This is a genomic window from Paenibacillus sedimenti, assembly GCF_014534655.1.
Taxonomy (GTDB): Bacteria; Bacillota; Bacilli; order Paenibacillales; family NBRC-103111; genus Paenibacillus_E; species Paenibacillus_E sedimenti.
In genome coordinates, this window is the sequence record NZ_JACVVD010000003.1 from 802,080 (window position 1) to 816,788 (window position 14,709).

Here is a 14,709-nt window from a genome sequence, read left to right on the forward strand (position 1 = left end):
CGCTTACATTTACTATAATACAATTTTCTTAGCTGTCGAAAAATGTAATCGCTTTACTAAAAGATAGAATCTTTTTACTCCAGTCACTCTTCGATTTATGATAACTTACGCAAGAGTAAAAACGGCAGTCCCAACATCTTTGTCGGGGCCGCCGTTGCACGATCTATAATACTATAGGATAAACGTCTACTTCGTCAGCTATTTCTGCTGTAAAGTCAAAAAAAAGATAGAACGACCCACTATCGTCAATCTTACAACGACTTCATGAATCGATCTACCCCGATTTATTATTGTTCCACCTTAATCCAGCTTAACATCGGTTTGGAACCGCCTGCCTTAACGGCTTTCACGATGAGTTCACCATCAGTCACAACGATGCTATCGAACGTCTTCGCCTCTTGCTTCGAACCGATAACATAACCGGTCAGCTTGGTTTCTCCATTGATGGTCACGTTCATGATCCGATCGCTTGCTTTCCACGGATCGAAGAAACCGACAGTCACTTTGTAAGGGCCATTCGGAATCTGGAAGCGATAAGCAATCCCTTTGCCGTTATCGTTCCCATCGAATTGGCGAATCGATTCGTACGCGTCTGTCGGACTGCTGTGTGCCCAGGTCAGTCCGTCATCGGCTTCGTAGCCCCAATTGATTCCTGTAACGGGATCTCTGCCATAAGGCTGCTCTTCCAATGTCTGCAGCGATCCGAACATCTCGCCTTCCTCCAATTGGAGAGGTGTACCGTCGCCAGCGTCAACATAGAACAGAACCTTACCGGCGTTCCCGATTGGAGTCGCCTCTATCGGCTCTGACGCTGCTTCCTCCCCTTCTCGGATAGCGATAACCGTGAATGAATAAGTAACGTCGTTATCCAGTCCTGTAATGATCATAGAACCCGGATTGGCTGATATTTCTGTGGAACCGGTTTCGCCTCCACTTGTGGGCCTGTAACGGATCACATAAGAATCCGCTCCGTCGACTTCGCTATATTGAAGCGCTACTTGCCGATCGCCTTCTTTCACCTGATAGATTTCCGGACTAGATTTGAAGTTATCCGTCTCGCGCGCGATTTTTAAATAAGCGAATTCTGCATCAGCCCAGCTGTGAAGACCGGCGCGACCGCTCGTGTAAAACGTATCTGTCAGGTCAAATACCGGTTTCCCGTCGATAAAGGCCTGAATTCTTTTCCCGTTCAACCGAACATCTAATTGATAAAGCTCACCCAGCTTCGCAGTGAATGGGACGGAGCCAGCCAGATTTTGACCGTCTCTGCGAATGATCAGCGCGCCGTTCTCGTAACCGAACATATACCCCTTCTCGAAGCTGCTTCCACGGAAAGCGATTCCCCAATCAGCTCCTGCCGTTGCGTGTTTGACAATCGCCGTGATTGTGCCATCGATCAGCTGCATTCCGTTGACGCTGAGTTCCCCTTGGTGATCTCCTCCGGAAACATGCTTCAACAGTCCGTCTTCCATTCGCCACATACTAAGATCCTGCTGGTAACGTGTCATGTCACCTTTCTCAAAATCGTCTTCATGGCGAACCTCATATGCTTTCGGCGTTACTACCGCTTCCGTGAAACCGGTACCGTTACCGCCTTTGCCGATTGAGGTCACACGAACGGCAAACGGCGACCCGTTGGTCAAACCTTCCAACTCGATGGAACTTTTGTTGATGCTTTTGGTAGAAATGATTTGCGAGCCAGAAATGACCTGAACGATATAGCCGGAGGCTCCTTCCACCGGACTGATTTCAAGGTGCGCTTTGGTATCGGCCGGAATAGCCATAATTTTGGTAGGAGCCGATATATCGGGCTTCACTTGAAATTCAGAAGAAGGCGGACTAACATCTAAGCCATCAACCGCTTCCACGACAGCGTAATAGTTTGTGCCGTTCACGAGACCTTCGACTTGAAGCGTCCCGGTCGGATTTTCGCTTATTAGCTCTTTATCATAATTGCCGTGCTGAGTTCCATAACGAACGCGATAGGCGGGAACACTTATTTCCAAGTCATAGATTGCCTTAAAACCGCCGTCTGTACCTGTTGATGCGATAACGGTCGGTGCCAGCAGCTCCGGCGTACCGTAACCCTTCTTCGAAGGTGGTCCGAACCCGTTCTGGTTGCCTGCTCGAATGGTGACAGCATATTGTTTGCCGTTTTCAAGACCTTGAATAATGAACGAGTTTTCAGACATCAGCGTTAGCTTTTTTTCCTGTTTGTCGTTTTTCGCGCTGTAACTCACTTCATATTCGTATGCTCCTTTCGGTGCATTGAATTCGACTTTCAGCCCTTTATTCATAGGCTTTACGTTAACAATCTCTGGAGCTTCCGGCTTCTTGTTCGCCTTAATCAGATCTCCATTCAGTGTCACGACAGAACGGGCGGGAATAACGGTTTCGAATGTTCCATCCGTCTGAACCGGTGCATCCTGTCCACGAGTAAGATCCTTGTCGGCTGATGTGATGTACGGCTTCATAACAGAAATAGCGTCTTTATTATCAAGACCGCCTAATGAAAGCTTGATGCGTTTGTCCTCCTGGCTGTCGTTGACGAAAACAGCTGTTACCGTTTTCTCTCCGTCATGCTTGTAAGCAGATCCTAGCAGCCCGCTCCGCGCTTGCTCGTCCAACCCCGTAAGCGCAATGCGATCGGCACCTGGACGAATAAATTTGCTATAATTGCCAAGCGCCCACAAGATTTTCGAAGTGAGGATGTTCTGCTCGTCCCCGGCATTGTTGAAATCTGTGTAGATTAATCCATCTTTATAATCTTCTTTTGAGACTGCTGTCCACCACTGCCATGCCGACGCATTCGCCCGTTCCAAATCAAAATGTATCGTTCGGGCAACATGAAGTGCAGGATCGATGCCCAGGTCGCGTCCCGGCCCGTATGAACCGAGAATGCAATACTCGGTCATCCAATATTTGGCGGCCGCATCGTATTTTTTCAGGTTAGCAAGCAGCAGCTCCCTTAGTTTGCCGAGACGGTCGTCGTCCGGTTTACTATAATCGGACCAGTAGGAATGCGATGCAATTTTATTGCCGATCGCCTTCTTTAACTCCGGATCACCGAGCATGTCTTTGATATACTCGCGGTATTTGCCGAGTCCCAGATTATTAGCGCCGGCGTTGTACTGTTCTTTATTCGCGAACGATTTGTATACATCGTCGTCGAGCAGCGCAGTTATTTCCACGCCGTCTGGCGCACTGATTTGCGCAGTAAGCCCTCTTGACTGAAGCTGCCTGTGCAGTTCGAGAATGACGCGCTTCAAATCGTCATTATTATAGCGGTTTGCTTCCTGTCCAGCTTTATTCCAGTCCCAAGTTGGCTCGTTGATCGGGCTAATATAATTAAATTCAAGTCCTTCATTTTTAAAATGCTCCAACACGTCGCTTACATAAGCGGCAAATTCGTCTTCAAATCCCTCCTTCAAATTAGTGGAGCCTACGGTCGAATCCGGCTGAGCGTGACCGTTTTTTGTCATCCAGACCGGCGGACTATTGACAAAAGCGATCAGATCACCTACGCCTCGATCCTTGGCGGCCTTTAGAAACCATTGCTGTCCCTCTTGCTTACTCCAATCGTAACTGCTGACCTCCTCCGATTTGAACGCTTCCGCACGGCGCCATGGATTCGTAATGATCGCTTGGTCCGTTTCCGTGGAACCTGCCCCGATGTTGAAACGCCAAGCAGATAGTCCGATTCCTTTCTCCCTGGAAAATAGAAGATCCGCAACGCGTGTTTTATTTTCATCCGTCCAGTACTTTCCAAGCTGTTCCATTGACCACGCATCGGATGCACCGAAGTTGTCGATCTTCTGATACTTGACCGATGCATCTATGGAAATGATGGCGTCAATCGGAGGGCTCACTTCTGTTTCCGTACTCGCGGTCAAAGTACCGCCATACAGGCCGAAACAACTAGTGCAGGTGAGAAATGTAGCAGTGAATTTCTTCAAAAGTTTACTTTTCAATCGCCTATCTCCTTTGAGTTGAATTGGTCTTGCCATTGACGCTGTAATAAAGCCCTTCAGAAGTAGCTCATAATCTAAAATCTTCTAGCAGGCTATCACCCCCTTATAAGGATCTCATAATTGAAACCCGTTTCATGAAAAGGGTTTCATAAAACTCATAAAATATAGAGTGATCTCTGAGTCACTCCATAAAATCTTATGCCTAACTTGCAGGTAAATGGGTTTAGCAGCATTTTGTAAGTGCTTTCATTTCAATATTTTATTACCAAATGCTGGTTGCTGTCAATGATGTCATTTTAGTTTTTCAACCGGCCGGTACTTTTCCTGATCATCAATTCAGGTTCAAGTAAAGTTAATCGTTTTACTTTTTCTTTGTTGAGCAGCTTGGTAAGAATTTGCACCGCTGTTTTGCCTAGTTCATGACTTTTTTGCGATACCGTCGTCATTTCTGGAATGATTGATGTTGCTAAAGGAGTATCATCGAATCCGACAATGGAAAAATCATCCGGAATTTTCATTCCATGTTCACTCACTGCTTTAATAGCACCAACAGCAGTAAAGTCATTTACACAAAAAATTGCAGTCGGTCTTTTCTTCATTTCAATCATTTTTTTCATCAATTCTTCTCCTGAACGCACGGAAAAACTGCCATGCAATACCCAATCCGGTTGGTAAACCAAGCCAGAATCCTCTAATTGAGATTTGAATGCCTTTACTTTTTGGATAGTGGTCGACATATGATCAACCCCGCCAATGAAACCGATGTCCTTATGTCCTAAATCGATTAAATGTTGAGTAACCAATCTGGCACCTTTGGCTTCGTCTGTAGACACCCTTACTATATTGCTGTTAGGTAGCTGCCCATTGACGAGTACGACTGGGATTCTTGAAGAAATATCGGTAACTTCTTTTACAAGTTCGGGCTTGCAGCGGGCAAGATTAATTCTACCGCCCATAAAAATAATGCCATCCACACGCTTCTCGCTTAAAATACTTAAGTATTCGGATTCTCTTGCAGAATCACCGGATGTATTGCAAAGAAAAAATGTATATCCTTTTATTCTGGCTTCGCTTTCCGCCCCCAGAAACACCTCCGGAAAGAACGGGTTTGTAATGTCAGGCATGATCATGCCGATCGTACCGGTTTCTTTTTTAAGAAGGCTTCTTGCGAGAGCGTTAGGCTGGAATTGATATTTATCAATAATTTGCATAATTTTATCTTTTGTGCTTTTTTTGACCGGAGCCGTATCGTTGAGCACTCGGGAGACCGTTGATACTGAAACGTTAGCCTCTTTTGCAATATCATAGACTGTAATGTGATTCATGTTTGCATTTTCCTTTCAAGTTGATCCATGTTTTTAGTTAAGATTATCAGGTTTTATACCATAATGAAATGGGTTTCATGGAATCACTACGAAAGGAATTGGTGTATCAAGGGAATTGACTCCATTACTATAGGTTCCGATAATCTCAGAGCGCTGGAGAAAACATTCACCCGGCTGTTGGTTCCTCTTCGAGATTAGATTAAAGCGCCGGTTTACCTTCCATAAATATGCATATTTTCTTTCCGAAAATACTTGTTGCATTACATCTTGCTATCTAAACTCACGAAACTACAACTTCATGATCTGTACCCGTTATCACGTCAAACCATGCCTCAATTTCCTTCTCGAAAAGGTCCCTTTTTTCTTTGAAGAAAGTGAGGGCATCCTTCCCCATCGGCAAGTGTACCGGTGGTTTCTCCGCATTAGTCAAGAGAATTAATGCTTTGGCTAACTTGACAGGATCGCCGGGCTGTTTTTTGTTAACCTTTGTGGCGAAACTTCTCATCTCTCCTACAGTTTCCGCGTAATCGTCAATCACATGGCTGGTACGAGTAAGTGATGTTCCATCCAAGAATTCTGTGCGGAAGAAACCGGGTTCTACGACAGTAGCATGAATACCAAGTGGAGCCAATTCTTTTGCCATTGCTTCCGTTAACCCCTCAACAGCGAATTTCGTGGAGCCATACACCCCCCACCCAACAATACCCGTTAATCCGCCTACCGAGGAGATATTGATCACATGCCCTGAGCGTTCTTTTCTCATATAAGGAAGAACTGCGCGGGTAACGTTTAACAACCCAAATACATTGACTTCAAAATTTCCCTTTACTTCCTCGCTCGTCGCTTCTTCTACCGCACTAAGCAAACCGAATCCTGCATTATTGACAAGCACATCAATCCTTCCGAATCGTTTTATTGCCAGCTCTGCTGCCTCATAAGCCTGTTGTTCATTGGTGACATCGAGCACAACCACACTAAGGTTTTCCGGATTACCTAACTTATCTGCCAATAATTCAGGCGAAGTCCGGACAGTTGCAACAACCTTATCACCTGATCCTAACGCTTCCTTGACAATTTCCAATCCAAAACCTCTTGATGCTCCTGTTACGAACCAAACCTTTTGTTTTGTCATATCCAATATCCCTTTCCTTTCTGTCAGCTTGATTTGTTTTGCTGATGAGGTAAGTTTACTTCACTAGCGCTTCCGTTACTTTGTTCCAGAGCTCTAAACATTTGTTCATTTCGCTCACCCGTACGACATTTTGGAAAGGAATTCACTTCATTGTGCGCGAATATAGGATCAAAGATGGCACACTTTTTTGTGTCATTACGTAGTCGTAGTCAGGAGGAGTAAATGATGTCTGTAAGAAACAGCGCGATTGTTAAGGCACCTCAAGACCTGAGTGAGCCTCCATATAACCAAGGTATTTTAAAGCTGAAAGGATTGTCTGTGATTGAATCCTGCACACATACACAAAGCACAAAGGGAACCATGTTTTTAGAGGATCATCTGCTTCTCTTCGTTCTTGAGGGAATGTACACGGTAAGATTCGGAAATCAGGAGTACACGGTTCATAAAAATGAAATGATCCTTTTGCAAAAATCGATTGTTGTCGAATATGAGAAATCGGGAGATCCCGATTCTACCTATTTATTGGACTATATGATGTTTTTCCTGAAGGAAGATGTGCTCGGTGAATTTATAAAGCTGGTAGAATTTAAATCGTCCTATCCGGCATTGCTAGTTCCGGTGTGTGTTCATTCCGTAAATGATCGTCTTGTCAGCTATTTGGAATCTCTTAAGCCCTACTTCAAAGAATCTGATAAAATAAATGACGGACTTGTAAAACTTAAGCTGTTGGAATTATTATTCGATGTAGTGGACGCAGACAATCGGTTTATGTTTCAGTTTTTACAGCTTAAACATAAAACGAGGAAAGGTATTGCCGAAGTTATTGAGGAGAATTTTATGAACCCTGTATCAATAAGCGATCTTGCATTCTTGTCTGGAAGAAGTTTATCTTCATTTAAAAGAGAGTTTCAAGCTATGTACAACACATCCCCACTACAATGGTTACGTAATCGTCGTTTGGACAAAGCGGAAGAGCTGTTAACTCATTCGAATCTATCCGTTACGGATATTTGTTTTACTATTGGCTTTGAGAATGTTGCACATTTTTCAAAAGTATTCAAAAAGCGGTTTGGTTACCCACCATCAGCGTTAAAGAGGGGATAACATGAAGCTTAAGAATATTGAAAACCTTGAGTCGTACAAGATCGTGCGATTCAAGGTTTTATTGTTATTTGGTTGCGCACCGGGGCTGCTGATATAGCTGAGCTATTCAACTCTTTTGCCCGCAAATTAAATAATTTCATCATTAGTTGAGAAAACCACAGCCACATTTATCGGTTGCCGTTTTTTCGCGTAATTGAATATCCTGCCCGTTTACTTCAACGAACATCAAAAATAAGCTGCCAAAGCGGCAGCTCCTCACTATCGTTCCTTTTAAAAATAAGTTGATCACTGCTTACATCGAATATCGGATCGGCGACTTCCAAGATGAGCTTGGTATCATTGACAAGAAATATGCTCCTCAGACAGCTAGCATAACGGGGGCGGGAGTAGCAATTCTGTACTGGCATGTAGACGATGTTGCCGGAATGTTGGAGAGGTTGAAGGGACTAGGAGCTACGGAATATGACCCCCTCACACAGTCCTCATTATAAAGAAATTTTGAATTCCATTCAAAAAGCTTAACCGAAAAATATCCTAGGCTATAAGCTGGCGCCGATACTTAAGCGGCTTCAGCATACTACTTTATTCCTCTAGTTGGGATAGAGTTGCCACTATTGAACTAAACTGCCCGTTCATAGTAAGGCTGCCGGTCGCGGCAGCCTCTTGTGGTGCGCTATTGAGCTATCGTTTCCCGAGGAAGTGGAGCAATATGCTAAAGGCAACTATTGCAATTCTTTTATAAACAAAACTCGATCTTGTCCTTTCCCATCATAGTTAACAGTGACTGGCACACCATCAACCTCACCGGTTCCTTTTTCAATTTGGAATCCCATACGTGTATGAAATGCTATTGAAGTTTTGTTTACTGGTGATGTGACGCAACGAACTACTTCACACCCCTTCTCTTGAACCTTGCCGAAGAACATCTGATACAAATATTTTGCTACTCCATCTTTTCTATAATCTGGACGCACACCAATAAAGTGAACGTATGCTTCAGTCGGATATGTTTGCGACACAAATCCGATTAAGAATCCAATGATTTGATCATTCCGTTCAACTACAAAACTTGTGTCTTGAAAATGTTGAAAAAATAGTTTTGGCAACATGTCAGCCATATTCCGACCGCCCCACCAATCATCTATTACGGAGATAACTGGTATGTAGTCGGATTCAAGTATTTGCCTTACATCCACAGAAATGAAACCTCCTCTACCAACCCTATTCTTACACTCTATAATTCGCGTAATTAATCAGGTTCTATGTTGTTTTTCATCTTGCCATTAGCTTAATGAGGCTGACCGATCGATCCTGAGGCAACCTCATGATGTTTAATTGGAACTATCGGTAACAATAGGTAAGCATTTGATGTAATCTCCAGCTTTTCCTCTGCTCCACACGGAGCGTGCCGGTTTCCAGGCACTCCGCGTTCCATCTAATTGAATTTACTAAATCATAAGTTCCTCGTTACTCCCTCCACTATCGTTTTCCGTTTGGTGAATCCTTTAGTTCATCAAGGATACCCTTGTCTCGATATTCTCTATAATCAATTGATATTGTATTTCTCTTTAAACTCAGTCGATAGCTCACTCCAAACATCGTATCTGTTACCGTCAGGGTCAATAATTATAAAATTTCTGCCCGGGTGACCCCGGTCTTCAATTTCTTCAACAAGCACTCCCTTATCCTTTAATTCTTTATGTAGCTGAACTAACTCGCTTTCTCCATTCACTTCAAATGTGAATGGAAACATAAGCCCATCATTTATAGTCTGAAAATTTGCAAGTATACCAGGTTCACTCTGGATTAAAATAAAACTTTGATGAGCTAAACTGATTATTGCATGATTATTGCCTTCATCTATGTAATCAAGCTCTGCTTCTAAATTCGTGCAAAACCATTCGGCAGATCTTTTAGGATTCGTTACAGGCAAGTAAATCGTTCCAACTCTTTGTAATCTCGATGGCATATTATTACTCCTTTGGTTTTATTTCTATATTAACCTTGTCTAAGTGAAAATGGCACTAATTTTCATACTAATCTGCCCTTTAGCTCAACAAGCTGCCGACTTGATGCCGGAAGCTTGTGTCATGATGCTATTCTGAATAGCTCATGCACTTCAATCGTCTCTTTGTATGTCTGGTGGATAAGCTGTTACGTCAATTGGCTACAGCTCGTGGAAGCGTTGAGCGCGGAGTAGGTTGGTGCCGCTTACTACTTCGATCGGCTGAAAGAGGTGCTCGATCGGCACTCCCGGGGCATTAGCGTCATGCCGCAAAATATTATCTGCTTTTCATGTTCCTTTAAGGTATTGGGCTTACGAAAGTAATATACTGGTGCTATTCTACAAATGGGAGATGACTTCTTTATGAAAGCATTAAGACCGGTTCAGGCACTTAAGTCCGTCATGTTTGGCATGATGATGGCATTCGTTTCGATCGGCGCGATGCCCATTTTGGTTATCAAAAGCTTTACGGAAACGTTCCTCCCCTAAGCGGTTTTTGCGTCCCTATAACTCAAGCAAACAAACACCCGGACCTTCGCGGCCGGGTGTTTCGATTCTGTCCGATTCACTATCGTTCCCCGTCTTAGCTTAACGCAAAGGCTGCTACAAGAAGACTAAATACTTCGTTCATCATACTCAAAGGGTTCTTCACATGAGTAAATGCCATGAAAAAATCCCATATACGGGATATCGTTCTCCAGGCATTTTATGCAATATGACAACTCTTTATCACTTTCCGTTTCTTCACCATTGTTCCGCATACACTCGAATTCATCTGCAATTTGTTCCATGAGGGTCACTTGGATAAATAAGGGCAACTTCTCCAACATCGAATCCTCGATTCTGGTCTCGGATCGGTATCCCTGGAGGACTGTTTTAAAATAATCATCCATAAATTTTCTACGTTTACCCGGGTCTGGTTCAGCTGCTATCCAACCCACTCCGCTTCTCCAGAGATCTGCCAGGTCATACATATACAAACCGAAACATGAATTGTCGAAATCATATACAGTGATTTGCCCGGTATCAAAATCTATCATATAATTCCCATCGTTGTAATCAAAATGGATCATGCCAAAAGACTCATGGTTCCTGTCCATTCCTTCTAAGGTTTTAAGGAGCTCTACCAACTTCTCCTTAAGCAGAGATAAGGAGCCGGGTATCAGTTTATCGATATATTCGGCATTATATTTATCAAAAAAACTATACCGGCGATGAACAGGCATGTATTCTTTCGACAATTGGTGCAGTTTTCCCAGGACTTTACCGCAGTTATAATAATATTCAGTAAGAGGAACTCCTTCCCGATACCGATAATTATTTTCCACCAGTTTTTTTCCTCTGGCCTTTTCAAACAGGCAGACAAAAAACGTGTGATTATTATGAGTTATCTCTTCCAGCAGATCCCCCTTCTTGGAGCTGACTACATTCGAGACACTGCCGCCATGCTCGAATAAATACCTGATATATTCAACTTCACCCAGCAATTCTTCCCGGCTCCTGTCATTTAAGAAGGCGATTCTGAGTATTTTTGTATCAGTGCCCTCTTTCTCACAGTTATAAACGATATTCCGCCCTCCGGAATGTGCCTTAACCGGCCTGGTTTCGTAGCCTTCCAATCCGTACAACTCTGATACTAATTGAAGTAAATATGCTTCAGCGATTTGAACAACCTCGTTATAAGTTATAATATCTCCTCCTTTAGTTGCTAACTATAAAAAGCGATAGGATCCAGCTCGCATCGCCTAAATGACTATCACATTCAACTTCTCCAATTAGAGTTCGATCTATCTCTAGTGATGAACTCATCAAGTGTAACCACATATTCGATTTCATGAAGTGACTTATTTAATTCGCGTAAAAAGGGGTATACAACATTTATTAATGCAGATGTAGAAAAACGGTCATTTGATTCGAAGTTCTGCCAAATGGAGTGGATTTTCTACTTTTCATCACCTTCATAAAGGAAGTCTAAGATGACCTCATCGTGATCGATTGTATGTAACCAAGCTTATAAGCGGAATATTCACCGCCCGATGGTTTCCCCTTGTTCAAAATAAACGATAAATTTATGCTCATACTAATCACCTGGTTTCGAGTATCTTTTTTGCTAATCTGGTTATTTGTCTAATGAATTCCGTTTTATTATCAGTGTAGGCTTCCCTATCATACTTATAAGTTTCCGCTAATTTAAGCTTTAGTTCTTCATACTGCTTGGCAACAGTAGGGTTCTCACGTAGGTAGTCCCTAAAATACACTCTATCCCATAGAAAGTCCAAATCTTTTGACCCCATATGAATATGGAAGGATTCCTTTTCTAATCCTGCCGGAGAATAGCCTTTAATAAACATCAAATGATTTATCTGCTCTTTCATGTATATATAGTTATTTTCATTCATCTTGCTCATTATCAATTCAAAAATTCCACTTTCATTTGGAATCTCCACTAAAATATCAATTGTTGGCTTAGCTGATAAATTTGGTACAGCGGTGCTTCCGATATGCTCTATTCTTAGAGCTATTTCTGAGCCAAGAAGATTGGTTAAAAATTGTTTTTCATTTTTAAACAATAAAGTCCAATTTCCATCATAAGGGACAACTGTTATTGGATATAATTTTCCAAGTTCATCTTTGTTCATATCGAACTCACTCCTTATTAGTACGAAATCCTAAGTAAGTAAATTCCATATTGGCGTTTATAGTCCTTCTCTTGAGCAAAACTGCACGATAGTTGAACAGGCTGCCAGCATGCAGGCAACCTGTTCGTCATTTCGCTATCGTTATCTGATAGTGTCTATGAATCATAAAGCCCAAACAGATCAACACAACTGGACAGATAGCTACTATAGTGAAAATCCACAAGAACCTCTCCTTTTGACTTCTCTTAAATGCATAGCAATAACCATACGCGTTGCCCTTTACGGTTGAACTAGCGTATCCGTTAGCTTAACGACATCCACGATATGACGCCTACTTCAAAAAAAAAAGGGAACAGGCCACCCACGGCAGACTACTCCTTGGTTATCTTTCTTCCCCGTTACATTGACATAAAAGGAGTAATAGATCATCACTTCGCTGCGACGGCTTCGATCTCAACGAGCAAATCCGGTGAAGCGAGTGCTTTGACAATAACTAACGTCGTCGCCGGGGGAGAGGTGGGTAATAACCCTGCACCAGCCTCCATGAAGCCACCGAGCAGTTTTTCATCCGTTAAATAGATTGTGGATTTCACGATGTCGTTTGCATCCATATCTGCACTGGCAAGGACCTTGTATAAATTGTTGATCGCCAACTCCGTTTGTTGCCAAATATCTTTGCCGGGAATTCCGTCTGGACCTATACCCACTTGACCTGAGATGAACAGCATACGTTGGGAAGCCGTAACCTCAACTCCGTGGTGATAAATGTCTGAGGAAACCATTCCCGAAGGGTTAAATTTTCTAAGCACCATTCTATCTCCCTTACTATTCCATATTTTTGATATACTAACCTAGCTTATTGGAATTCGTGCCCTAAACCGTAATCGTGCTCTAGATTTTCCTTACGGCGAACCATAGTTCGACGGAATGAAGCCCGGCTTTTCCGCCGTAAACTTCTAATTCCATTCCATCCACCTGCTCAAAGCCTGACGTTGGGAGCCATTCTGTATAAAATCGACGATACAACTTCTCAATGGTTTCACCGAACACATCCCAAGTAATAGGTTCCGAGGGGAAGATGGCCCATGTTAGTGCGGGAATCGTTATGGTAGAGTATCCGTTCGCGTTGCTGGTTTCGCTCTTAAAGGCACACAGCATATACGGGAAAGTATCATTTCCTGTATTTTTGTAACTGCAAATCCCATGTACTTTGTATGAATCTTGACTTACAAAACGGGGCAAGTCGCCGGCATTAGCAGCAAGTTTTTCTACTTCGCCATTAGCGTGGCATTGTTGCCAGAATTGTGCAGGCGTGTTCGGTGCATCACCGCCTTCATCGCTGCGAAAAACTCGTTCCATGCCAAATACCTCGAATGATTCCTTCGTCTCAATACGATAATTCATTGCATCTACTCCTTTGATCGTAATCAGGAAAGAGAGGCGTGGATAGGCTTTAAGAGCAGTTCCGTCTTGGCGAGCCATTGCCGGCGTGATCCCATGAAGCGATTGAAAAGCTCGCGCGAAAGAAACCGGGGATTCGTAGCCGTATTTCATGGCAATATCGATTACTTTCGCCGACTTGCAATTCTGCAATTCGAGTGCGGCAAGGGTAAGCTTTCGGCGCCGAATATACTCCGCCAGTGTTACATTTGTTATGAATGAGAACATCCTTTGGAACTGATGAGATGAACAGCAAGCTTTACGTGCAACTTCACTCAGTTCAATCTCCCCAGCCAAGTTCAATTCGATATAGTCCATCGCCCGGTTCATCCGCTCAAGCCAATCCATCTAATTCCCTCCTCTCGACCAAAGTATAAAATACCAGCAATTTCGCTTCGCAACTATTTGTGCACAACTAAGTTGCATCTTCTTGGAGCCGCTAGCTCGTCATCATCATTCAACAGACACACCTGATATTCACCAAAGTGCTCCAACAACTCATCTCAGTACTGATCGGCTACAGAGTCCTCAGGCATAAAAGTTGGCCAAGCCAACTCATTTAGTATAGGGTATTTGTTACGTTCTTCTGCCCGTTATACTTATAAGAAACAAATTGACCGGAAGGGATTGTAATACTAATCAATTGTTCAGGAACAACGTCGTGATTTGCTACTTCAACGCCTAGGTAATAATGACATATATTTTCATCGGGGGCATCTGATGATTGAGGGTAAAATCCAATTATTTTTGTGTGATCTACCCGATTTTTGATCTCGTCCAATCGAGATTTAAGTCTACTAAATCCCTCCGCTATCTCTACTTGCATAGATGAAAAAGGACAAATAATATGTAATGCGGTTAACTTTATCTCGTTTTGAAAAATCAACTCAGCATTCAAACTCCCGCTCCTTCAATTTTTTATTATCACATCTCATATTACCATATTTAGGAAAACTATGTCTTGATTATTGAAATTCTAATGTATCTTTGATTATATAAATCTGCCCGTAAAGTAATGAAGCTGCCGATCGTATCGGCAGCTTCATCCATTGATGTTCATTCAACTATAGTTCTTCGTCCCTCGGTTGACAAT

General features: G+C 42.9%; 12 protein-coding genes. 2 read left to right on the plus strand and 10 right to left on the minus strand.

Going from position 1 to position 14,709, the window contains the following annotated elements; translation table 11 throughout:
* Window positions 1-287: 287 nt before the first annotated feature.
* The 3 genes from ICC18_RS12395 to ICC18_RS12405 all read right to left on the minus strand — a co-directional run bounded on the left by ICC18_RS12395 (window position 288) and on the right by ICC18_RS12405 (window position 6,428).
* A complete protein-coding gene (locus ICC18_RS12395; protein WP_223192483.1) occupies window positions 288-3,971 on the minus strand; it encodes a glycoside hydrolase in 3,684 nt (1,227 codons plus the stop codon).
* A 296-nt stretch (window positions 3,972-4,267) separates the two neighbouring features.
* Window positions 4,268-5,296, minus strand: coding sequence for a LacI family DNA-binding transcriptional regulator (locus tag ICC18_RS12400; protein WP_188174680.1), 1,029 nt, complete (start codon window positions 5,294-5,296; stop codon window positions 4,268-4,270).
* Window positions 5,297-5,576: 280 nt separating this feature from the next.
* A complete protein-coding gene (locus tag ICC18_RS12405) occupies window positions 5,577-6,428 on the minus strand; it encodes an oxidoreductase (RefSeq protein ID WP_188174790.1) in 852 nt (283 codons plus the stop codon).
* Window positions 6,429-6,650: 222 nt separating this feature from the next.
* Between ICC18_RS12405 and ICC18_RS12410 the strand changes: the two genes are divergently transcribed.
* Entirely contained in the window at window positions 6,651-7,532 is an 882-nt protein-coding gene (locus ICC18_RS12410) for an AraC family transcriptional regulator (protein ID WP_223192484.1), read from the plus strand.
* Between the two features lie 722 nt (window positions 7,533-8,254).
* Here ICC18_RS12410 and ICC18_RS12415 read toward each other — a convergent pair.
* Both ICC18_RS12415 and ICC18_RS12420 read right to left on the minus strand, forming a co-directional pair.
* Window positions 8,255-8,728, minus strand: coding sequence for a GNAT family N-acetyltransferase (locus ICC18_RS12415; protein WP_188174681.1), 474 nt, complete (start codon window positions 8,726-8,728; stop codon window positions 8,255-8,257).
* A 350-nt stretch (window positions 8,729-9,078) separates the two neighbouring features.
* Window positions 9,079-9,501 carry a VOC family protein gene (locus ICC18_RS12420; protein WP_188174682.1) on the minus strand — a complete coding sequence of 141 codons (423 nt, stop codon included), beginning with the start codon at window positions 9,499-9,501 and terminating at the stop codon, window positions 9,079-9,081.
* A 399-nt stretch (window positions 9,502-9,900) separates the two neighbouring features.
* On the opposite strand from ICC18_RS12420, the gene ICC18_RS34305 reads away from it, so the two are divergent.
* Window positions 9,901-10,026, plus strand: a complete 126-nt coding sequence (locus tag ICC18_RS34305; RefSeq protein ID WP_262495857.1) for a hypothetical protein — start codon at window positions 9,901-9,903, stop codon at window positions 10,024-10,026.
* 125 nt (window positions 10,027-10,151) lie between these two features.
* On the opposite strand, the gene ICC18_RS12425 is transcribed toward ICC18_RS34305, so the two are convergent.
* The 5 genes from ICC18_RS12425 to ICC18_RS12445 form a co-directional block, all read right to left on the minus strand.
* Window positions 10,152-11,225, minus strand: a complete 1,074-nt coding sequence (locus ICC18_RS12425) for a phosphotransferase enzyme family protein (protein WP_188174792.1) — start codon at window positions 11,223-11,225, stop codon at window positions 10,152-10,154.
* Between the two features lie 396 nt (window positions 11,226-11,621).
* Window positions 11,622-12,176, minus strand: a complete 555-nt coding sequence (locus ICC18_RS12430; RefSeq protein WP_188174683.1) for a GrpB family protein — start codon at window positions 12,174-12,176, stop codon at window positions 11,622-11,624.
* Window positions 12,177-12,604: 428 nt separating this feature from the next.
* Entirely contained in the window at window positions 12,605-12,988 is a 384-nt protein-coding gene (locus tag ICC18_RS12435) for a RidA family protein (protein ID WP_223192486.1), read from the minus strand.
* Between the two features lie 79 nt (window positions 12,989-13,067).
* Window positions 13,068-13,964 carry an AraC family transcriptional regulator gene (locus tag ICC18_RS12440; protein ID WP_188174684.1) on the minus strand — a complete coding sequence of 299 codons (897 nt, stop codon included), beginning with the start codon at window positions 13,962-13,964 and terminating at the stop codon, window positions 13,068-13,070.
* 211 nt (window positions 13,965-14,175) lie between these two features.
* A complete protein-coding gene (locus tag ICC18_RS12445) occupies window positions 14,176-14,514 on the minus strand; it encodes a GyrI-like domain-containing protein (protein ID WP_188174685.1) in 339 nt (112 codons plus the stop codon).
* Window positions 14,515-14,709: the final 195 nt, after the last annotated feature.

Coding starts and splice junctions, on each gene's coding strand:
- ICC18_RS12400 (WP_188174680.1), bottom strand. CDS start 5,296: ATGAATCACATTACAGTCTATGATATTGCAAAAGAGGCTAACGTTTCA.
- ICC18_RS12405 (WP_188174790.1), bottom strand. CDS start 6,428: ATGACAAAACAAAAGGTTTGGTTCGTAACAGGAGCATCAAGAGGTTTT.
- ICC18_RS12410 (WP_223192484.1), top strand. CDS start 6,651: ATGATGTCTGTAAGAAACAGCGCGATTGTTAAGGCACCTCAAGACCTG.
- ICC18_RS12420 (WP_188174682.1), bottom strand. CDS start 9,501: ATGCCATCGAGATTACAAAGAGTTGGAACGATTTACTTGCCTGTAACG.
- ICC18_RS34305 (WP_262495857.1), top strand. CDS start 9,901: ATGAAAGCATTAAGACCGGTTCAGGCACTTAAGTCCGTCATGTTTGGC.
- ICC18_RS12430 (WP_188174683.1), bottom strand. CDS start 12,176: ATGAACAAAGATGAACTTGGAAAATTATATCCAATAACAGTTGTCCCT.
- ICC18_RS12435 (WP_223192486.1), bottom strand. CDS start 12,988: ATGGTGCTTAGAAAATTTAACCCTTCGGGAATGGTTTCCTCAGACATT.
- ICC18_RS12440 (WP_188174684.1), bottom strand. CDS start 13,964: ATGGATTGGCTTGAGCGGATGAACCGGGCGATGGACTATATCGAATTG.